The 22,038-nt window shown below is 55.8% G+C and carries 18 protein-coding genes and 1 tRNA gene; 6 read left to right on the top strand and 13 right to left on the bottom strand.

What is annotated here, in order from left to right:
• On the top strand, nt 1-723 hold a 723-nt coding region (locus tag QS713_RS06065; protein WP_313273355.1), incomplete at its 5' end, for an LPXTG cell wall anchor domain-containing protein.
• A 240-nt stretch (nt 724-963) separates the two neighbouring features.
• On the opposite strand, the gene QS713_RS06070 is transcribed toward QS713_RS06065, so the two are convergent.
• The 7 genes from QS713_RS06070 to pepN all read right to left on the bottom strand — a co-directional run bounded on the left by QS713_RS06070 (nt 964) and on the right by pepN (nt 7,580).
• Nucleotides 964-1,476 carry a MerR family transcriptional regulator gene (locus QS713_RS06070; protein ID WP_233187348.1) on the bottom strand — a complete coding sequence of 171 codons (513 nt, stop codon included), beginning with the start codon at nt 1,474-1,476 and terminating at the stop codon, nt 964-966.
• 307 nt (nt 1,477-1,783) lie between these two features.
• On the bottom strand, nt 1,784-2,530 hold the full coding sequence (gene ftsR / locus QS713_RS06075; RefSeq protein ID WP_313273357.1) for a transcriptional regulator FtsR: 747 nt from the start codon (nt 2,528-2,530) through the stop codon (nt 1,784-1,786).
• Entirely contained in the window at nt 2,527-2,967 is a 441-nt protein-coding gene (locus tag QS713_RS06080; RefSeq protein WP_313273359.1) for an FHA domain-containing protein, read from the bottom strand. Before QS713_RS06080 ends, ftsR begins: the two co-directional genes overlap by 4 nt.
• 166 nt (nt 2,968-3,133) lie before the next feature.
• Nucleotides 3,134-3,838: a DUF881 domain-containing protein gene (locus tag QS713_RS06085; RefSeq protein WP_313273361.1), complete on the bottom strand. Its 705-nt coding sequence runs from the start codon at nt 3,836-3,838 to the stop codon at nt 3,134-3,136.
• 3 nt (nt 3,839-3,841) lie between these two features.
• Nucleotides 3,842-4,174 (bottom strand): small basic family protein, encoded by a 333-nt coding sequence (locus QS713_RS06090; protein ID WP_102215808.1) that lies wholly within the window; start codon nt 4,172-4,174, stop codon nt 3,842-3,844.
• The gene (locus tag QS713_RS06095) at nt 4,171-5,049 is read right to left on the bottom strand and encodes a DUF881 domain-containing protein (RefSeq protein WP_313273364.1); all 879 of its coding nucleotides are present in this window, start codon (nt 5,047-5,049) and stop codon (nt 4,171-4,173) included. The genes QS713_RS06090 and QS713_RS06095 overlap by 4 nt, the downstream gene beginning before the upstream one ends.
• Nucleotides 5,037-7,580 carry an aminopeptidase N gene (gene pepN, locus QS713_RS06100; RefSeq protein ID WP_313273365.1) on the bottom strand — a complete coding sequence of 848 codons (2,544 nt, stop codon included), beginning with the start codon at nt 7,578-7,580 and terminating at the stop codon, nt 5,037-5,039. The genes QS713_RS06095 and pepN overlap by 13 nt, the downstream gene beginning before the upstream one ends.
• A gap of 123 nt (nt 7,581-7,703) precedes the next feature.
• Between pepN and QS713_RS06105 the strand changes: the two genes are divergently transcribed.
• Nucleotides 7,704-9,626, top strand: coding sequence for a solute carrier family 23 protein (locus QS713_RS06105; RefSeq protein ID WP_313273368.1), 1,923 nt, complete (start codon nt 7,704-7,706; stop codon nt 9,624-9,626).
• A 282-nt stretch (nt 9,627-9,908) separates the two neighbouring features.
• On the opposite strand, the gene QS713_RS06110 is transcribed toward QS713_RS06105, so the two are convergent.
• A complete protein-coding gene (locus tag QS713_RS06110; protein ID WP_313273370.1) occupies nt 9,909-11,330 on the bottom strand; it encodes a YkvI family membrane protein in 1,422 nt (473 codons plus the stop codon).
• 144 nt (nt 11,331-11,474) lie between these two features.
• On the opposite strand from QS713_RS06110, the gene QS713_RS06115 reads away from it, so the two are divergent.
• From QS713_RS06115 to QS713_RS06130, 4 genes are all read left to right on the top strand, one after another.
• Nucleotides 11,475-12,350 carry a metallophosphoesterase gene (locus tag QS713_RS06115; RefSeq protein WP_313273372.1) on the top strand — a complete coding sequence of 292 codons (876 nt, stop codon included), beginning with the start codon at nt 11,475-11,477 and terminating at the stop codon, nt 12,348-12,350.
• Nucleotides 12,350-13,687, top strand: a complete 1,338-nt coding sequence (locus QS713_RS06120) for an MFS transporter (protein ID WP_313273374.1) — start codon at nt 12,350-12,352, stop codon at nt 13,685-13,687. Before QS713_RS06115 ends, QS713_RS06120 begins: the two co-directional genes overlap by 1 nt.
• A gap of 165 nt (nt 13,688-13,852) precedes the next feature.
• Nucleotides 13,853-15,397, top strand: a complete 1,545-nt coding sequence (locus tag QS713_RS06125; RefSeq protein WP_313273377.1) for a Na+/H+ antiporter NhaC family protein — start codon at nt 13,853-13,855, stop codon at nt 15,395-15,397.
• A gap of 125 nt (nt 15,398-15,522) precedes the next feature.
• Entirely contained in the window at nt 15,523-17,277 is a 1,755-nt protein-coding gene (locus QS713_RS06130) for a glycoside hydrolase family 13 protein (RefSeq protein ID WP_313273379.1), read from the top strand.
• A 3-nt stretch (nt 17,278-17,280) separates the two neighbouring features.
• Here QS713_RS06130 and QS713_RS06135 read toward each other — a convergent pair whose 3' ends face one another.
• From QS713_RS06135 to tal, 5 genes are all read right to left on the bottom strand, one after another.
• On the bottom strand, nt 17,281-18,180 hold the full coding sequence (locus QS713_RS06135; protein WP_313273381.1) for a carbohydrate ABC transporter permease: 900 nt from the start codon (nt 18,178-18,180) through the stop codon (nt 17,281-17,283).
• A 1-nt stretch (nt 18,181) separates the two neighbouring features.
• Nucleotides 18,182-19,138, bottom strand: a complete 957-nt coding sequence (locus QS713_RS06140; RefSeq protein ID WP_313273383.1) for a carbohydrate ABC transporter permease — start codon at nt 19,136-19,138, stop codon at nt 18,182-18,184.
• A 16-nt stretch (nt 19,139-19,154) separates the two neighbouring features.
• Nucleotides 19,155-20,375: an ABC transporter substrate-binding protein gene (locus tag QS713_RS06145; RefSeq protein WP_313273389.1), complete on the bottom strand. Its 1,221-nt coding sequence runs from the start codon at nt 20,373-20,375 to the stop codon at nt 19,155-19,157.
• 246 nt (nt 20,376-20,621) lie between these two features.
• Nucleotides 20,622-20,695: transfer RNA gene (locus QS713_RS06150), tRNA-Pro, on the bottom strand.
• 182 nt (nt 20,696-20,877) lie between these two features.
• Nucleotides 20,878-21,984 (bottom strand): transaldolase, encoded by a 1,107-nt coding sequence (gene tal / locus QS713_RS06155; protein ID WP_313273391.1) that lies wholly within the window; start codon nt 21,982-21,984, stop codon nt 20,878-20,880.
• Nucleotides 21,985-22,038 lie beyond the last annotated feature (54 nt).

Consider the following 22,038-nt stretch of genomic DNA (forward strand, 5'->3'; position numbering starts at 1 on the left):
GCACTGAAGGATGAGGATCCTGCTGGTAACACGGCGATCACCAGTGATTCGGACAAGCCTATGGGTATTCCTCCGGCACTGAAGGATGAGGATCCTGCTGGTAACACGGCGATCACCAGTGATTCGGACAAGCCTATGGGTATTCCTCCGGCACTGAAGGACGAGGATCCTGCTGGTAACAAGCCAATCCTGAGCGATTCCGAGAAACCGAGCTTGTCGCTTGATGACTTCATTAACTGGGAAGGTATTAAGGATATCCTGAAGCCCGGTAAGACCCTGGATGACTTCATTGATGTCACCAAGCCTGGTAAGACCCTGGATGACTTCATTGATGTCACCAAGCCTGGTAAGACCCTGGATGATTTCATTAACTGGGAGGGTCTCAAAGAGGCGCTGAAGCCGGGTAAGACGATTGATGATCTGATTGATCACGAGAAACTGGCTGACCTGATTGCTTCCATGAAGGAAGAGGGCAAGCAGGAGGCTCCGAAGGCTGAAGAAGGTAAGCAGGAGTCCCCCAAGGCTGAAGAGGGTAAGAAAGCTGAAGCAGTGGTTAACGCTGCCGGCGAGCAGAAAGTTGTGATAGTTGCGAAAGCAACCACCGCTGCTCCGAAGGCTCTTGCCTCAACTGGTGCTGACTCCACCGCTGCCGCCATCCTGGGCCTAACCGCTCTGACACTCGGTGGTGTAGGTGTCGCTGCTGCACGTCGCCGCGCACACTAAACCAGGTGACTAGATATGATCTAAGCGGTTAATTCGGACATTTCTATTAACCGCCTAGAAACAAAACGGGGGCTGAGTACACAACGTACTCAGCCCCCAAAAGTATCCAAAAAACAAATAACTATCTAGAAACAATCACAAGACCACACCGCTGCCGCGCAACCGCAAACTAGCTAACCGGAACCAACAGCGTGACCCCCAGGCACAAGAACTGCACCGGTAAAGAAGAAAGCGAAAAAACTACGAAGCACTCCGACGCGCATGCCGCAAAGCAGCGAGCTCATCAACCACCGCTGGCTGTGCCTCCTCAGAAGGCAATTCCGCTAGCGAACCCTCTATCTCACGCCACACGCGGCCAACTGCAATGCCAAACACGCCCTGGCCACCCTCAATCAAGTCAATCATCTCATCACGGGAACGACACTCATACACCGAAGCACCATCGCTCATCAGAGTAATAGAGGACAAATCCTCCACGCCCCGATTCTTTAAATGCCCCACTGCAACCCGAATCTGCTGCAGTGAAACACCCGTGTCGAGCAATCGTTTAACAACCTTCAGCACCAGCACATCACGGAACGAATACAAACGCTGCGAGCCGGAACCACGGGCAGAGCGAATCGATGGCTCCACCAAACCCGTGCGAGCCCAATAATCCAACTGCCGGTAAGTAATCCCAGCTGCATGGCAAGCCACTTTGCCGCGATAACCCGTGTCAGGTCCAATGTCAGCAAGAACATCCCCAAACAACATCCCTTGCTTAGGCTGCTGGGCCTCCCTAGCCTGTTCGCTCACCTTGCATCCTCGTTTCATACCAGTGTCAATGTCGATAATTCAACGCTAAACAGTTCCGCAGCTATCGTCAACGACACCCGCGGCGTGGCTAACCCTCAAGTTGAACTTGATACCATTTCGTTATCTTCCCTATAAACCATGCCAAGACCACATCGCAGTAGATCGCAAATAATACGCGCTACAGAGCCTAAAATATCGGCGCCAACATTGCGAAACACCGTCTGAATCCGCAGGTTTGTGCCCATCATTTCGTAGCCTCGGCCCATCATTTCGAAAGCCTGTCCACAGCAATGCGCAAAAACTCCACCTGCAGTTCCCCAAGTGTGCCTGCGAGTTCGCGCGCCCGCGCGTTCGCTCGCTCTTTATCCCCAGACCGGCCACGCGCACGCGTAGACTGCACACTCATATCAATTAGATCCGCAGTGCGCTCCGCACCAGCGCGCACCGACCGCAGGTTCCGCGGCGCTATCCCCAAGCTCCGCGCAGCCAAAATCAGCTGCACCACTCGGATCGAACGAGTTGGGAAATACCCCGCTAAATCAGGGGAAAGCAAACCCAACTCAACCAGGTCCTCCACCTGCGACTTCGACACACCCGTCAGATCCATCAGCTGGCGCACCGAAATGAAACTCGAAGCTGGAGTTCGTGCCTCCCCCCGGTCACTAACCACGCGGGCAGCACCCGGAACCTCAACGTCATGGCCGGCATCCAACGCCAACAGCTGCTCGTGAATCACCTTCAGAGGCAAATACGAATCCCGCTGCTGAGCAAGCACATAGCGCAAACGCTTAATATCCGCTTCCGAATACTTGCGGTAACCCGCCCGAGTGCGATGCGGGTTAACGAGATCCTCATCTTCCAAATACCGGATTTTAGAAACCGACAGTGCTGGAAACTCCGGTTTCACCCGCTCTAGAACCTGACTGATCGTGTACTTTGGCTGCCTACTAACATCCCGAGGCCAAGGTTCAACAGACCCCGAATGCTCCTGCAGCCTACGCGCTGAAGTCACTGCGCAGAAGGATGATACGTAAGACGGTACTTACCGATCTGCACTTCGTCACCGGCCTCCAGCAAAGCCTGCTCCTCCCGCTCCCGGTTAACATACGTACCGTTGAGGGAACCGGAATCACGCACCACGTACCCCTCGTCGGTACGGCGAAACTCACAGTGGCGACGCGAAACCGTCACATCATCCAAGAAAATATCCGCCTTCGGACTACGACCAGCGGTGGTGCGATCGCCATCCAACAAAAACCGGGCGCCAGAATTAGGGCCGCGCTGCACAATCAACAGTGCAGAACCAGCCGGCAAGGCGTCAACCGCAGCCTGATCGCGCGGTGAAAGCGGCGTGCGGACAAACGTGTCCTCAGGAACATCCGAAGCGTGGCCAACTGTGCCAAAAACAGCGGTCTGTGACGGGTCGGGTGCATTATCATTAATAGACATCGCCGCCTCCTAATTTCGATACTTCACACATCTTTACTACTCCTATTGTAGATTCCACTTCGACTAATATCCACGGACTCGTTTAACATCGCCTTTAACATCGCCAGACTGATTCAGTGTTGGCAGAATCGTTAGATGTCAACAGAATCGTTTAATGCGTACCAGCTCAGGGAACAACCTGGGCATGCTCGTAATCCACTGGTGCAACCGTAGAACGAATCACCAGATCCGCCACCTTGGTAATATCTACCCGCGCCCCAAACCCACGCAGTTGCGACGCAGCTCCGCCGGCAATCTCCAACGCCGGCGCGATAGTATCCGCATTCCCGATAACCGCCCACTCATAAGGCGGTTCCAACTCCTTACCCGAAACCGCGATATTCCCCCCGCGCATGGTGATAAAGGAACTGGCGTTGATGCGGTTACCGTTCAGCTCAATCGCTTCCGCCCCCGCGTTCCGCAGCTCCCCCAACACGGTCACGAATAATGTGGCCCGAAGTGGTTCATCGGGATAAATCGTCATTCTTATACCCGGGCCCTCTACCGGTTTACGGCCCGACAGGATCTCCGCTACCGTCTGCTCCTTCTGCGCGGTTTCACGCGCCACCTCCGCCTGCGACTGCGCGCTCTCTAACCGCCGCAACTGCGCCTGCAAATCCCCGCGTTCAGACCGCAACTGTTCCTCCGAAGACCCCAGCTGGTCTAGCAGCGTCACCAGCTCCTCCTCAGACAACCCCTCCAAAGGATCACTCCGACGCACCTTCAGCTGCGTCACCAACGCAAATCCAAGCAACAGACACAACAGGGCAATCACCACGTGCGTAGGTGAAATCGAAGTGTAGAGCAGATCCCGCAAACGCCTTTTCGCCATCGTTTACGCTCCGAAAAGGTGCCGGCGAATGGCCCCGGCGTTAGAGAAAATTCGGATCCCAAGCACCACCAGCACGGCGGTGGTTAACGCGGCTCCAACGCCCAGCTGCACCCCAAGCAGCACCAAAAGCGAAGCCACCAGCACATTCCAGAAAAAAGAGATTATGAACTGCTTGTCGTTAAACTGCCCCTCCAGATAAGCGCGGGTCGCACCAAACAGCGCATCCAAAGCCGCCACCACCGCAACCGGTAGGTAGGGCTGCAGCACTGCCGGCACCACCGGGTCTAAAACTATCCCCAGAACCACGCCGATAATCAACCCGAAAATCGCGATCACTGCAATTCCTCCTTCATCAAGCGCGCCTGTTCTACCGTACGATTATTTGCCGCCGGCAGAACGAGGTTGTCTTTAATATCGATACGGGTCGAAATGTTGTATTCGCGATTCAACGCAGCAATATACGTGCCCGTATCCCCGTTTGTAACCGCGGCCTGCAAGTCGTTGGCGTCACCAATTGCTTGCAGCACGTACGGTGGTTCAATTGGCCTGAAGTTAACCAAGATCGCTCCGCCCGCCGTGCGCACTGACGTGGTTGGGCCAACCCGGACATCGCCAAGCGTAATGCCTTCCGCTCCACCGGCCCACAACGCGTTGATCAACACCCGCAGATCGGCGTCCTGCACCCGGCCCTTCGCATCTGCATGCGCGTCCTCCCGCACTGTTAACACCACGCCCTCCCCCCGCAGTTCCTGCGACTGGGCTAATGCAATGCTGTTACTATCCGCCGGGCGGGCGCTGTCATCTTGCTTAGACAGAATCTGCACTTTGCCCTGCAAAGTATCCACCTCATCTTGAAGAGTATTCACGCTCTGCCGACTCATCTGAACCTGGCTGCGCAAAGACTTATTCACCACGTCACCCGAGTTAAGCTGCGCCAACAGACTGCGCGTACTGACCGTCACCACCAGCCCCAGCACCACTGCAAGCACCAGCGTTACCACACGTCCCCAAGCCGACCGCTTCGGACGCTCCCGCCCATTTCTTTGAGGTACTTTCGAATACCCATAGTTCAGCGGATCATACAAAAGCTCCTGCAAAAGGGACATGGATGCAGCGGCATCCCGCTTCGGCGAAGCGGTTTTTCGTTTCGATGCTGAGGTTTTTTGCACCTCGCCACTTTCGTCTTCGACGAAGGAGTCTACTCTAGCCACGCTTGCTGCACCTCGAATCGTTGCCGCAAGTCATCGCGCTTTTCCTCCATTAAACGCCGCAAAGCAGCGGGTGCATCCGATTCACTCAACCAGTACGACGCCTGATACAGCAACGCCTGCGCATCCGCCGAGTTCGAAGCGTCAATCAAATCTGGGAACCCGCCCGCCACAAACCGGTTGCCCATCCCGATCGAATGTTCCATCCAGTACGGCCCCACCTCGTCAAAGAAGCCACCTGCGAAACCGGGCACTTGGTTACCTATCCCGCCGACGGCAAGACCCGCCAGCACCGCGGACATCTCCTGATTAGTCAACTTGTCGGCAAGCACCATATCCCAAGCGTTGAGGCGAGACTTGCGTTGCGGAATCGCCGCCCCCGCCCGCAAGGCCCACACCCGGCCCTCACCCGTATTATCCTGCTCCAGTGCCGCGTCCACTTGAGCTTGAGTTAACCGTCCACGCGCCGCGAGGGCCACTCGGGCTCGCCACGCCAATGACGGACCCACGGTGACTAGACTACTGTTTTGGTTCGCGAGATCCTCAAGGAACCGGTTGTGCTCGGGACGATTAGAACGATCTAGAGTCAGGGCTTGCACTGCGGCGCTTGCCCAAATGTGCTGCCGGTCCCGCTCAGTTTCGTTAGCGCAGTTTTCCAATGCACGCTGAGCAAACCACGCAGCTCGTTCGTCCCGGTGGATTCCTGGGGTGAAGTACCGCAAGGCTTTAACCGCTTGGTTAATCAAGTCCTCTAATACAGCATCTTCGGTTTCGGTGGCTGCGCGCTGCCCCACCGCCTCAATGTACCGCGCGGGCGGGAGCTTCTGACTGAGCATAGCCGCCCACAGAGCGGACCACACCACGGCCCGGGAAGTAGGGTGCTCCATGCGGTGCACGTGATCGACAGCGTACTCCAAATCAGGCCCGTGCAGCTCAATGACGGCATAAGTGAGGTCATCGTCGTTCAGCAAGATGAAATCCGCGCTCATCTGCTTTTCAGACAGTTCCAGCTCGTAAGTTTGCTGCCGAATCGTCACCTCAACCTGATCGACCCTAACCGCGTCCTCACCCTTAAAGAAGCCTACGCGAATAGTATGCGGACGCATTACCTCACCGGCTTGGGTGATACTTAACCGCCGATCTTCACGCGAACAACTGAGCCGGCTCGGCCCCGTTGTTTCCAACCACAGGTGCGCCCAGTCTTTGAGGCCCGAACGCTCAGAATGAGTCTCTAGGACCTCAAGCAAATCATTAAGGGAAGCACTTGAAAAGGCGTGGCGCTTGAACAAATCACTCGCGCCCGCGTAAAACGCGCCTTCCCCAACGTAGGCCACCAACTGTTTCAACACGGCTGCGCCCTTTGCGTAAGTGATGCCATCGAAGTTATGTTTCGCAGCATCCACGTCGGGAATCGACGCGGCAATCGGGTGGGTGGTAGAAAGCTGATCCTGATAGTAAGCCCACTCCTTGCGACCCGCTGCGAACGTAGCCCACTCCCCTTTATATGGGGTGGCAGCCACCAGACCCGCACTGCCCTGGTTGTCCGCAAAAGATTCCTTCAGCCACAAGTCGTCCCACCAGCGAGGCGTCACCAAGTCCCCAAACCACATGTGGCACATTTCGTGAAAAATCGTATTCGCCCGCGACTGCCGCTCACTGCGCGTAGTGCGATCGCGCGAAATATAATTCTCGTTAAACGTCACGCACCCCGGGTTCTCCATTGCCCCCAAGTTGTATTCGGGAACAAACACCTGGTCGTACTTACCCCACGGGTACGTGTAGTTGTAGCGGGCGTGGTAAAAATCCAAACCGGCACGCGTCACCGACAAAACCTCGTCGGAATCCAAATACGGGGCTAGCGCAGCCCGGCAATACAGGGCCAGCGGCACGTCCACCGGCAGCGAATCCGCGGCGCCACCGCGCCAAACCCCACCGTCAACGCGCGTGTACGGGCCCGCGATCACCGCTGTGATATACGACGACAACGGTGGTGTGCGGTCAAACACTCGGGTCGTGAACGCCCCCTGCGTAGTTTCAGACACCTGCGGCTGATTCGACAACACCACCCAATCGGTATCCGCCGCAATCGTGAACTGCCACCGGGCCTTCAAATCTGGCTGGTCAAAACACGCGTAAACCCGCCGCGCATCCGTGGGCTCATACTGCGTATACAGGTACGTGGCGCCGTCTTCCGGATCCCGATACCGATGCAGCCCCTCGCCGGTAGTTGAATACTTACACTGCGCTTCAACCCGCACCGTCAGCGCCTGACCAACCGGCAAGTTCGACAGGGTAACCCGCCCACCGTCAAACTCAAACTGCGCGGCCTTGCCGTTGACCTCAACAGAATCGACACTAGAGGCAATCAAGTCCACAAACGTTTCACAGGTACGAGAGGTGAACTTCAGTTCACTGACTGAAGCGAATGTATCCCCCTGCCCTGCAGCGCCAGTTAAGTCCAACGTGACGTCGATCGTATCCAAATCGATTGTTTCACTCCGCCGGGCGGCTTCTTCGCGTGTAATTGTGTGCATTCTCTAAGTTTAATATGTGTCTCACAGTTCTGACGATTAAGATCAGCGATTTGCCCCGCGCTCCACCAGCGGTCATATAGTAGTGACTGTCCCTATCCCACTGCTCATAGATATGGATAATTAATGTCAACCAAAGACATGGATCCGGTTAATTACAAACCTCCTTTCGGAAAAACCCTTCTTCTATCAACCCAGCACGTTCTCGCCTTCTACGCCGGTGCGGTCGTAGTACCACTCGTGATTGCCGGCGGGTTAAACCTAACCCCAGCGCAGACAATCCACCTGATCAACGCCGACCTATTCACCTGCGGAATCGCCACTTTGATCCAGTCGGTCGGATTTTGGAAAATCGGCGTTCGCCTCCCGATCATTCAAGGCGTCACCACCACCGCAATCTCCCCTATTATCGCGATCGGCCTGGCAGTAACCGGGCCCGACGGGGGTGCCGAAGGCCTGCCCACCATATACGGTTCCATCATCGTGGCAGGGTTATTCACTTTCCTCGCCGCCCCTTATTTCGCAAAAATCGTGAGGTTCTTTCCACCCGTAGTGATCGGCACAGTCCTAGCCACCATGGGCATCACGCTACTGGGTGTGTCCGCCGGCGACATCATCAACCGGGTTGACGAAATGCAGCCACCCCAGCCGATCGCCATGCGTTCGCTCGCGTACGCCGCCGGCACGTTGCTCATAATCATCCTGGTGCAACGCTTTTTCCGTGGATTCCTCGGAACCATATCCGTGCTGCTCGGGCTCGTAATAGGCACCGGAGTGGCGATTGCCCTTGGGGATGCGTCCTTTAGTGAAGTGGGTACCTCGCACTGGTTAGGGGTCACCACCCCGTTCTACTTTGGCGCCCCCCGGTTTGCCCTCAGCGGGATTATTTCGATGATTATCGTCATGATCATCACCATGGTGGAGACCACCGGCGACGTTTTCGCTTGCGGTGAGATCGTGGGCCGGCGCATCACCCGCGACCACATCGCCCGCGCACTGCGCGCCGACGGCCTGTCCACCACACTCGGGGGCATCCTTAACTCGTTCCCCTACACGTGTTTCGCCCAGAACGTGGGGCTCGTGCGGCTCACCGGCGTAAAGTCCCGCTGGGTCGTAGCGCTCGCCGGGGGCCTCATGATAATTCTTGGCATTATTCCCAAAGCCGGCGCCGTAGTCGCCTCCATTCCCGGGCCGGTTCTGGGAGCGGCTTCGCTTGCCCTATTCGCGAACGTGGCACTCGTGGGCATCCAAATGCTCAGTAAAGTTGATCTGCACGACGCGCGTAACTCCGCCATCGTCACCACTTCGCTGGGCCTGGCGATGCTGGTGTCGTTCAAACCCGACATCGCGAACGTCTTCCCCTCGTGGGCACAGATTTTCTTCGCTTCCGGCGTGACAATCGGGTCCATAACCGCAATCGTGCTCAACCTCGTGTTCTTCCACCTGGTGAAAACCCGCGGTGAGGACGTGGCACTCACTAAAGGTAAACGGCTCACCCTCAGTGACGTGAACGCGATGGACAAAACGCAGTTCGTCCACACGTTTAAACGCTTGTTCAATGACGCCACCTGGCCGGTGGAACGCGCCTACCAGTCGAGACCATTCGAAGATGTGCAGCACTTGCGCGATGCGTTCCAAGAAGCCGTGCTCACTGCCAGCCGCGCGGATCAAGACACGCTGATTGGTGCATATCCGGACATGGCCCAGCTACTGCTTTCAGACGAAGGTGCGGCGCAGCAGATTTCGCAAGACGTTGGCTCCCTGGCGCTGGATCAAATGGATGACAAGGAACGCGAAGAAATCCAAGAACTATCCGACCGCTACCGCGAAAAATTCGCCATGCCCTTCGTGGCCTGTCTCGGCGCGCTCACCTCGCGAGAACAAATCGCGAAAAAGGGGTTGCGCCGGCTAGAGAACTCGCCGGTGCAAGAACGAATCATCGTCCTGTCCGAAATCGTGGAAATCGCGAACGACCGGTTCTCCATCATGCTCACCAACGCGAACCCGGTACGGACCGCGTGGTCACGCAAATTCGAACGCCTCGACTAGGTGCGGCGGCTCTACTAAGAGCCGAGCCTCTACTAGGGGCGGAGAGCCCCTACTGGGGGCGGCGGCCAGCCGTCGAAAGAGCTGGTAAGTAAAACTTAAGCAAAACTCTAGGGGTGCTGATCCAAGTCGATCAGCACCCCTTTTTCGTCACCTTTTTCTAACGATGCCTGCCAGATATGGGACAGTTACCTAATGAAGCCTGCCATCTGATGGCCAGTAACCTTGAGGAGAACGCCTCCTCACCTACCGGCAATCGCCGGCTGTTCTGAAGTGGGAGCGGGCTTAGTCTTTATGCGCCACAGCTTGGGCCGCCTCATCCGTCAAAGCAGTGTCACTGCTGTCGTTCGCCTGAGCAGTCTCTTGTGTCTCGTCCGTCTGCGCAGTCTCTTCTGTCTCGTCCGTCTGCACAGTCTCCTCGGTATCCAGCAGGTACGGCTGTGCTTCTTGCTCCGTGAACTCTTCGACATCCGAATCCGCAACGAGTTCAGTTGCCACCTCATGGTGAATCTGATCGGACAAGTCCGCGTTCTCCACATTCGAATCCTCGATTGTGCGAGCAAGTTCCGTGCGGTGTTTGCGCTGGAAGCGTTTGCGCGGATGCAATTTGCGCTGGATTAGATCGCGTACCCGCTCGCGCCGCTCGTGTTCTTGCGTAATATCCCCATAGGAACGCAGCCACGAGACCACCAGAATCGCAACCATCGCCACGCCCAAGTAACCCAGGATTGGGAACAGCCACGAAATAAGCGACTTGAACCCCAGGAAGCTGAATACGAAACCCGCAAGCGTGCTCAAAATTAATGCGGGGCGGAACCAACTTGGTTTCACCGCTTCCGCTCGTTTTGCGAGCGCGTAGTAGATCCCAATTGCCGTATTGAAAATCATGAGGTAAATGACTACCGCCATGATTACACCGACGGTGGGGTGGATCGCGTCCATGAGCGCCAGCATCGGCAAGTCCGCGTCTCCAACTTTATCTATTGCAGACAGTAACCCAACTGCGGACAGTACCAGGAGCACGCCGAACAGGGAACCACCGGCAACACCGCCCAGACCGGCCGCACGGGTATTTAGCTGGTCCCCACCCATGACGAGCGCCATCGAGATAGCGAGGACGAGGGCTAATCCAACGTAGTTAATTGCCGACAGCCACCACGGGGGCATTGCGGGCGTGATCTTACTTGCCGCTTGCGCCGCAGCACTGAACGTGAGGTCCGATTGGCTGATCGCGTAACCGGCCCCGAGCACGAGTAACACCACGATCAGCGGCGTAATCGCCCCAATCAAAGTGGTGACTTTATCGACGTCTAGGAATCCGGCTGCAATAACCAGAACTGCCATCAGCGCAGCCCCAACCCAAATGGGCAGGCCAAACTGCTGATTCAAGTTAGCGCCCCCACCTGCGATCATTACGAATCCGAAGCAGAAGAGGGTGAATATGAGGATGCCGTCCAGAATCCAAGACACTATCGGGTGGGTTACCTCGTCAAGTACAGATTTGTGCTCACGAGCCCGGTAATAGGAGCCTAACTGCAAAATAGCATCCCCGGAAATCGCCATGACAATCCCGGTTATGACTGCGCCGACAACCCCCCACTTACCGAATGCGACAAAGTACTGCAGGAGCTCTTGTCCGGATGCAAACCCAGCCCCCACAACCATGCCTAGGAACGCCATCGCGATTTTAATTATTTTTTTGAACATGTGCTTTCTACCGTTAAAGGTCTCTCGGGGCTTCGAACGGTTCAACGTTACCGACAAAACCCGCTCAATGCATATGGAGTGTGCCCGCACGCACGTGAAAACTACGAGGTGTTCGTCACGGTAGTTTCCTGATACTTTTATTACATGCGAATAATTCAAATCTCAGAATTTCATCTTCGCTCAGACGGAAAGCTATCGTTTCAAAAATGTGATACCCGCGCATTCGTCGCGAAAACCATCGATTGGTTGAGGGATTTAGAACCCTACGATTTGCCAGATTACTTTGTGGTAAGTGGGGATTTAGCTGAGGGTGGTACCCGCGAGGGGCTAGCAATGGTTCGAGAAGAACTCGCTCGCCTGCCGCGCCCCGCCTACGTCGTTCCCGGTAACCACGATGACCGCAACCTGTACTTGGAGATGCTGCCCGACAACGCACCCGTTGCGAGCGATATTGCACCTTATATTTGCTACACGGTAGAGTCACAACCCGTTCGTTCCATATTCATCGACACATCTTTACCGGGGAAACACTGGGGTGGTTTAGCAGACCCGGTGGCGGACTGGCTCGAAGCCCAGCTCGATAAACACCCCAAGACGCCCACGATCGTGTTTGGCCACCACCCACCGTTTGAATCCGGATTACCGGCGATGGACGAAGGATTTGAAAACCGGGACCGGATGGCGCAGATATTTGAAAAGCACAAAGATCACATCATCTACTGCTGCGGACACCTGCACACGCCGCTGATCACCACGTGGCACGGGGTGTCCTGCCGCGTCAGCCCCGCGGTGTGCATGCAAATGGAAGTTGATTTCCGCACGCCCGATAGCCCGGACGTAACTACGAAAGAGCGTGAAGCTGGTTTCAAAGGTGGTGGCGACCGGTTCTACTTGGCGAACCCCGCCTGTTACATCCACAACTTCGTGGACGGGCAGGTTAACACCCACTACGTGCCCATTCCAGTGGGCGCCGACTACTCTGGTCCGTGGCCGTTCAAATACTACGAGGGAGAACACTGATGACCGCCATCGCAACCCGAGTAACGGCCAATCAGCAACCTAGCTTACGACGCGTCGCCGCGGTAACCCTATTCGACTCCTCAATCCAGTGGTACTGCTTCCTCCTATACGGAACAGCAGCAGGTACCGTGTTCGACACCGTGTTCTTCTCGCAAGTATCCGATCGGACCACCGCGCTAATCCTGTCTTACCTATCGTTCGCCATCGGATACATTGCCGGCCCCTTCGGCGCCATCTTTTTTGGCAACCTCGGGGATAAGCACGGACGCAAGTTCACAATGTACACCTCCCTACTTACCATGGGCGTTTCCACCGCAATCATTGGCCTGTTACCTTCCGCCGCCGCATCGGGCGTATGGGTAGTGGTCGTACTGCAACTAATGCGCCTGCTGCAATGCTTTGGTCGCGGCGGCACGTGGGGCGGGTCAATCCTCATGGCCTACGAAAACGTGCCCGAAAACAAACGCTCCCTATACGCGGCAATCCCCCAAATCGGCCTTCCCCTTGGGTTCGGCCTGTCGTCACTTGCGATCGCACTACCCGCCTACCTGCTGGACGAACACGTCTTCCTCTCGTGGGGATGGCGGTTCCCTTTCTTGCTAGCCGTAGTGCTAACCGCAATCGTGGTGTACGCCAAAGACCACATGATGGAAACCGAGGATTTCAAAAAAGCGCAGGCGCGCATGGAACAAATGGACGCAGCCCAAGCGAAAGAAAGTTTGGGGTTCATCGCAATGTGCAAAGGGTACTGGCGAACCCTGCTGCTAGGTTGCGGAACCCGGTGGGTAGACGGAACGTTCTACAACATTTTCATCGTCTGGATCATGGCGTACCTGCACGCCTACCACAACACTCCCCTGCTGCACACGTACATAATCACGATTGTTGCGTGCATCTTTAAGATCCCATTCACCTTCATTGGTGGCCATATCGCGCAGCGGATCGGGAACGCGAAAACCTTCATGATCGGCGCGGTCTTATCCGCACTGATGTCCATCCCCACACTGAAGCTTATCGAATGGTCAGACGGGGAGATTTTCCTCACCACCACCGTGATCGTCTTGGGTTGGTCCGGTGCGTTTACTTTGGTGTGGGCGTCGATGGGGGCTCTGTGGTCATCATATTTTGAACCGGAAGTGCGTTACTCCGGCATCTCGTTCGTCTACCACGTGCCGTCGTTTCTGGTGGCGGGTATCGTCCCGTCCGTGTGCACATACCTGGTGTCCGTAGTTGATGGAGACACGATCCTGGTGGGGTTGTTCTCCACCGTTACCGCGTTCATTTCCGTGCTCTGCGCGTACGTCTTAGCTAAGCGGCACGCCGCGGGGAAACGCTGAGGTAAACCGCCCGCACGCTTCGACGCGTACTAGAACGGTCACAAAGTACCTCCGGATCAATTTCGCCTTGATTGTATCCGGAGGTACTTTACATCTCTTTATGCATATTTATCACTTCTTGTGTATGGTTATTCTCGGTTTGTTTTTCTTTGGGAGGGATAAGAAATGGAGAATATGGGGTTAATCTCCCTGATACCACCGGTTCTAGCGATCGGGCTGTCCATTGCGTTTAGACGGGTGGAAGTATCCCTATTCGCCGCACTATTCGTTGGCCTACTCATTATTCTGCACGGCAACCCGGTGGACACCAGCATGTCCCTCGTCAAAGATTACTTAATCGAACAAGCCACAGATTCCTACAACGCCGGCGTGCTCGTACTCCTGTTTTTTATCGGCGGATTCGTTGCTCTCGTAGAAAAATCTGGTGGCGGCAACGCCCTGGCAGAGCGTAGTGAAAAACTCATCACGTCCCGCACACGCGCCCAGTTCGCCACCTGGCTCGGCTCACTCGCAATCTTCTTTTCCGACCTTGGCACCCCACTGATTCTGGGCCCCATCTTCGAAAACATCTATGACAAAGTGAAATCCTCGCGCGAAAAACTCGCGTGGATACTGGACTCCACCATGTCTCCCGTCGCGGTGCTCATCCCATTCATCGGATGGGGCATATACATCATGGGGCTAATCGCAGACGCGTTCGACCGTGCCCACATCAACGCATCCGAATTCACCACGTTCGTACACGTGATTCCCTTCCAGATGTACGCGATCCTCACGGTTTTATCGGTCCCAGTCGTAATCTTCGCCAACGCAGATTTCGGCCCCATGCGCCGCGCCGAAGCCCGTACCGCCTACCACAACCAGCGTTACTGGCCGGGTTCAAAACCACTTCGGGGCGAAAACGGGCAACAAAACGAAACGCCTAAAGCAAGCCGCGCCACACTCATCTGGCTGCCTCTCGCGGTTCTGTTCACCACCCTCTTTGGGATCCTTATTTCACAGGGATTTCCCGTAAAACAGGTGCCCGGCAATGAGTTCCGCGCCGCCCTTTCCACCGCCTACCTGTTCGCCGCGATCACCCTCGTGGTACTCATGCTCCTCTACAAAGTGAGCTCACTTGGAAGCGTATTCTCTACGTATGTAAAAGGCATGGAACGGATGATTAACGTCGTAATAATCCTGGTGCTCGCCTGGAGCCTCGGAGCGCTCCTAGACAAAATGGGCACTGCCAACTACATTGTCGAAATCCTGCAGGGCAACATCCCCGGTTTCCTAGTGCCCGCGCTCGTGTTTATCGCAGCCGGCCTCATGTCGTTTGCCACCGGCAGTTCGTGGGGAACGTTCGCGATCATGATTCCCCTCGCGATCCCCATTGCCCAAGGTTTAAACGCCCCCATGCTCGTGTGCATAGGTGCGGTATTGTCTGGCGGAATCTTCGGTGACCACTGCTCCCCAATCTCCGACTCCACCATCCTCGCCTCCACAGGCGCGGCCGCCGACCACATCGACCACGTGCGCACCCAAATCCCCTACGCCCTCACCAACGGTACGATCGTGCTCCTCATGTTTATCGTCGCCGGCATCACCGCCAGCCCATACACCGTTGTCCTCGGCGTCATCCTCATGATCGTGAGTTTCGTAACGATTGGCCGCCTCATGCGAAAACGCGACGACGCCTACGCGCAGATACCCCAACCTCAAGCGCACTAAGCAAAACCCACCCCAACTCCGGCTGACCAGCCAAAACCCACGCCTAACTACGCACCCAAGCAAGTGGGCAAGTAAACTTGGGTGAGAACAGTTCGTGACCCCTAGTTTTAGAACGAGGCAGTGAAATGACACAGTTCGTACTACCAACCCCCACCGCAAAACGCAGGTTCGACTCCAGCGACGCGAACTGGTGGCGGCAAGCAGTCGTCTACCAAATCTACCCCCGCTCCTTCCAAGACAGTAACGGCGACGGAATCGGAGACTTCCAAGGCATCATTTCGCGAATCGACTACCTAGCAAAACTTGGGATCGACGCCGTCTGGCTCAGCCCGTTCTATCCCTCCCAACTGGCTGACGGCGGCTACGACGTGGACGACTACCGGGACGTAGACCCACGCATCGGCACACTCGAAGACTTCGATGAACTCGCCACGAAACTACACGAGCGTGGTATTCGCATCATTATTGACATCGTGCCAAACCATACGTCCAACCGGCACCAAATGTTCAAAGAAGCTATTGCTGCCGGACCCGGATCACCAGAACGCGACCGGTACATCTTCCGCGATGGACGCGGCGAACACGGGGAACTACCGCCATCTGACTGGGAATCCACTTTCGGTGGGCGCGCTTGGACCCAAGTTGATGACGGTCAGTGGTACTACCACTTCTTTGCCCGCGAACAACCGGATCTGAACTGGCACAACCCGGAGGTAAAAGAAGAGTTCTTAGAAACCCTCCGCTTCTGGTCTGACCGCGGGGTCGACGGCTTCCGCATCGACGTGGCCCACGGGTTGGCAAAAGACCTCCCGGAAATCCTGCCCACGCAAGAGCAGTTAGATGCTCTCCCTCACGACGGTAAACACCCCCTGTGGGATCGCGACGACGTGCAGGATATTTACGCTACGTGGCGGGAAGTGTTCAACTCGTACGACCCACCCCGCACCGCCGTAGCAGAAGCCTGGGTGCATCCCGATCGGATTCCCCGCTACGCAAACCCGCAGAGCCTGGGGCAAGCCTTCAACTTCGACCTGCTAAAAGCAAACTTCGATGCAGGTGAGTTCCGGCAGATCGTCACCCACAACCTGAAACTAGCCAAAGCCTCAGGCTCGTCGAGCACCTGGGTGCTGAACAACCACGACGTCGTACGCCACCCTACCCGCTACGGGCTCCCACCCTCAAAACACACGGCCGGAAGCGTGCTCGACAACGAACCGGGCCCAGAATCTGAATGGCTGCTCTCCGGTGGTGAGCACCCGCACTTGGACCGCGAAAAAGGTGCGCGCCGCGCCCAAGCCGCAACCGCGTTCATGCTTGCCCTGCCGGGATCAGCCTACATTTATCAAGGTGAAGAACTGGGATTGCACGAGGTCGTTGAAATCATGCCCGCCGAGCGGCAAGACCCCACATACTTCCGCACACAAGCTACGCAGATTGGGCGTGACGGCTGCCGCGTACCCATTCCGTGGACGCAAGCGCGCCCCGCATTCGGTTTCAGCACCGCGCAAGCACACTTACCGCAACCAGATTGGTTCGCGAACTTCAGCGTGGAAACCGAAGAGGCGGACAGTGGGTCGTTCTTGCACTTCTACCGCGCAGCCCTGGCCTGGCGCGCCGCCATGGAGGGCGACGAAACATTACAGTGGTGCGAAGACCTGTGCACGAACGACGTACTTGCGTTCAAACGCCCAGGCGGATGGGTGTGCGTTACGAACTTCGGTGCCGAACCCATCGAACTGGCCCACGCCGCTTCAGAAGGGGACGCGAGTCTGAACGCAGACAACGTAGTGCTATCGACCCAGCCACTACCGGACACACCCGCCGCCCGCGCGGTGCAGATCCCCGGTGAAACCACCGTGTGGCTGCGGGCAGCGCAGTAAGCATCAACCTTTCACAGCGCCCTGGGTGACACTCGCCATCACCCAGCGCTGTGAAAACAAGTACGCCACAATCGCCGGGGTCATCGCCATTAAATACGACGCAAACGCAATGTTGTAGTTGTTAGAAAACTGGGTTTGGAACTGGTTTTGCCGCACCGGGAGTGTCTGCCACTGCGGGTCAGAAATCATGAGGGACGGCAGCATAAAGTCGTTCCACGCGTACAAGAACGCGAAGATCCCCACGGTGGCAGCCATCGGGGTGAGCAGTGGCATAATCAGTTTCCAAAACACTTGCCACGTGGTGGCCCCGTCGATCCGCGCGCTTTCTTCTAACTCCAGTGGGATGGACCTCAAGAAAGCGGTGAATAGCATTACGCTGAACGCCATCTGGAACATGGTGGACAGCACCACCACGCCCACGGGGTTATCTAAATGCAACCGGCCGGTCATTTGGATCTGGGGTAAAGCGACCACGGGGAATGGGATGAACATCATCGCCATGATGTAGAAAAACGAGTAGCGGGAAAACCGTTTCTCCCAGTTGCGCACCACCGCGTACGCAACCATGGCCGCCAAAGTAATGGTGCACACCACGGTGCCGGCAGTTACGAACACTGATACGAACGCGCCCTTAGGGAAATCCGTGAGCGACCACGCTTGCGTAAAACCTTCCAGGCTGAACGGGTTCGGCATTGAAAATGCTTTGCCGTCCACCGCCTGGCCCGTGGTTTTAAGCGCCATTGAAATAGCGACGAAGAACGGGAGGATCACCGTAACCGAACACAAGATGAGCACTACGGTGGTAGACCAGTTGACGCGTTCCTTACGGGTTTTTACGTGGTCCGCCCGGTGCCCGCGCGTGGCCGTCGCAGGTTTTGACAGTGTTTGTGTGTGTGCGGACATGTTAGATCGCATTCCTTCCACGCGTTAACGACAGTTGCAGCACCGCCAGAGCGATAGCCAAAATAAAGAAGATGGTGGCGTTTGCCATTTGGTAGGCGTAGTCCCCGCCGAAGAATCCGGTGATTATCGTTAGGGCGACCGAGCGGGTGGCGGTACCTGGCCCGCCTCCGGTGAGGCCGACGATGATGTCGTAGGAGTTCAAATAGTTCTTAAACCCAATCACTATGTTAATGACGACATAGCCGAACACGAGCGGCAGGGTTATGCGCATCATTTGCTGCCATTTTGAGGCCCCATCAATCGCGGCGGCTTCGTACACGTCCGTGGGAATAGATAGCAGGCCCGCAATGTAGATCAGCAGCATGGTGGGCATAGATTGCCATGCAGTTACGATTACTACCGCCAGCCACGCCCAGTTTGGGTCACTGAGAATACTTTGTTCCAACCAGCTTATCCCCAGAGCCTGCCCAATGTTCGGCAGCGTGGTGGAGAACAGGAAGTTGAACACGTACGCAATGATGATGCCAGAAATCACCATTGGGAGAACGAACACGGCTCGGAGGGTGACTTTGAACTTTATCTTCGCGGTTAACCCCACCGCTAGTAGGAACGAAATAATGTTCACGATAATGACGGTCACCAGCGAGAACCCGAGGGTGAAGAAGTAGCTTTGCCGGATCGCTGGGTCTGCGAACAGTGTCTTGTAGTTCGCTAGCCCAATGAAGTCCCAGTCCCCCACACCAATGTAGTTGGTGAAACCGAAGAAGAACCCAACTATTGCCGGCACCGTAATCACAAGTGTGATCAGAATTAGGGTGGGCAGCAGGAAGAACCAGTAGATCGGTTCTACCGATAGGCGCCGGCGTTTTCTCTTCACCTGTCTGCCGCGCATTCCCGGTTGAGCACCGGTGTGCTTGGTGTGCGCTGGGGCGGGTATTGGAGCGTATTCAGTGGACATCGTGTCGCCTCTTTCCTTAACGCCGTGACGCCAAACGCGCCCAGTCTTCGTCGAGCGTCTGCAAAAGTTTATTCGGCTGGTCGCTCAGCAGCATCTCTTGTGTGTAGTTGAAAACCGGGATTGTCTTGTCGATCAGCACGGACGGACCCTGGTAGAACTGCGCTTGGTTGTAGTAGTGCATTGCCCCTTGGATCCGTTCGTCTTTCGTTTGTTCCGCCCCTTCAAGTGGCACTATCCCCAGTTGGGATGCGTTGTATTTTTCGATTACTTCGGGGCTGTATAAATAGTTGAGGAACTCGCGCGCCTGAGGTTTGTGTTTTGACGCTTGAGGGATCCAGCCCGCTAAGTCGACGTTAACCCGCACTTTCAGGTCGTTCGGATCATTGGTCATTGGCAGTGGGAATGTGCCGAGGTTCAGATCGGGATTCGTCTTCGCGATTTCACTGAACGACCACGGGCCTTGCATAAGCATCGCGGCTTTACCTTTTGCGAAGTTCGTGTTCCCATCCCCGTAGGAGCGGGAAAACGCATCGGGATTCACAAAATTGTCGGCTAGATAACGCATCTTTTTGACCGGCTTGGCGAAATCCTTTTCAAATGAGACTTTAGATTGCGCTCCCACGTGTTCACCCTCAGATTTAAGGGCATCAAAGAACTTCAATACGTCCAAGGAACCACCTACGGAATAATCGAACCATCCCTGCCCGATCGTCCACCCTTCAGCCGCGCTGAACGTACCGTAAAACGGGGTGACCCCATTATCTTTAAGCTTCTGCGATACCTCAATGAGTTCATCCCACGTTTTCGGCACCTGCAGATTGTACTTTGCAAACGTGTCTTTGTTATAGATAACCGCCGACGCCATGATTGAGTACGGAAGCGCACTCACCCGCCCTTCGCACTCGCCGTACTGCTTCATGAGGGGCGTGAGGTCTGGGTTTATCTTAGCGGTGGGCCCGAAATCAGATAGGTCGGAAAGGGTGCAGCGTTCCACGAACCGTGCGGTTTCCATGTTGTAGTTAGCGAGCGCAACATCCGGTGGGTTGCCCCGCACGAAGCTGGCTGACATTGGGTCTACCCCGGATGTGTCCATCACGACCGTAACGTCTTTGTGGGCTTTGTTGTAGTCCGCTACCACTTGGTGCATAAACGGAATCGCTTCGCGTTTACTAAAAACAAAGTTCAAACGCGTATGCCCACCATCTGAACATGCGGACAGTGGCAAAGTCAGTGCCACACACGCTATTGCCGCGCATAAGCACCGCCAGGCTCTTTTTCGCATAACTAATGCCTTCCATAGGGTTTACAACTGCGAAATTAGTTACTTCCCTATCTGATCGACTTTGATACGCACACTATTTTAAGCATATTTCGGTAAAAAGGCTTGTTCGAAAAGCAAACAAATAAGTCACGGTAAATAAGCAACTCACTCAGCACCGAGGAACTGTTTGTCTATCTGACAAGATCTGCATCCAAAATTGAGTCGGGCTGACAGGATTTGAACCTGCGACCCCTTGACCCCCAGTCAAGTGCGCTACCAAGCTGCGCCACAGCCCGATGTTGCTTTCGCAACGGGTTTTATTTTAGCCCACCCAGTAGGCGTAACGCCAATCCATTTTGCTCGCGCGAAAGCGACTTTAGTTACATGCAGACGTGCCGGCCACGGCTACTACCGGTGAGGGGTAGGTTTTGCGACCTACCCCTCTGCCTGCGGTTATTCCTCCTGGTTAATACCGTGGTTATTTCGCCTGCGTCAAGGCTGCTTGCACATTTTCTAGCAGTTCATTCCAAGCAACCTCGAACTTCTCTACGCCCTCGTCTAGCAGCTGCGCTGCAACCGCGTCGAAATCAATTCCCAATTTTGCGAGCGCGTCAAAACATGCGTGCGCCTGGCTGTACTGTGTCGTGACCGCATCAGCTTGCGCCTGCGACTGCTCCGCTGCTGCTCGCAAGGTAGCCTCAGGCATTGTATTGACCGTGTCTTGTACCGCCAGCTCGTCTACGTAGAGAGTCTCTGGCAGCTTCGGATCTTTCACCCCAGTGGAAGCCCACAGGGGCCTTTGCCGATTCGCCCCCACGGCCGCCAATGCTTTCCACCGGTCGGACGTCAGCGAATTTTCGTATTCCTCGTAGGCCAAGCGGGCGTTCGCTACCCCCAGGCGGGAGCGTAGTTCGGCCGCCGCATCCGTACCCAGCTCATCGAGCTTTGAATCAACGAGCGTATCGACACGGGAAACGAAAAATGACGCCACCGAGTGGATCTGGGAAATATCGATGCCCCGCTCGAGCGCCTCCTCCAGGCCCTGCAGGTACGCGTCGATTACTTTGCGGTATTGCGGGACGGAGAAGATTAGCGTCACGTTCACACTGATTCCGCGTGCCGTGGCCTCGGTAACTGCTGGAAGTGACTGTTGGGTTGCGGGAATCTTAATCATCGTATTTGGGCGATCTACCCGGTCCCACAGTTGTTGCGCCTGCTCAATAGTTTCCGTTGTCTTCGCAGAAAGGCGCGGATCCACTTCAATGGACACGCGCCCATCTTGCCCGTGCGTGCGGTCGTAGATCGGCATTAGCACATCGGCGGCATCCCGCACGTCGTCGATGATCATCGCGAACGTAGCTTCATCCACGTCCGTGTTTGCGGCAGCTAACTGGCGGACCTGATCGGTGTAGTCTTGCCCATTACCAATCGCTTTCGAAAAGATAGCGGGGTTGGTGGTGACTCCCACCACGCAATCTTGGTCAATGCGTTCCTGTAGGTCCCCGGTGCGTAAGCGTTTGCGTGAAAGGTCGTCCAACCAAATGGAGACGCCTAGTTTTGACAGTCTTTGCAGTTTCTCGGACATGGTAATGAACCCTCCTCGGCACACCCAATTAACATCAGTCGTGTTAAGTCTAAC

This window comes from Gleimia hominis, assembly GCF_032085515.1.
GTDB lineage: Bacteria > Actinomycetota > Actinomycetes > Actinomycetales > Actinomycetaceae > Gleimia > Gleimia hominis.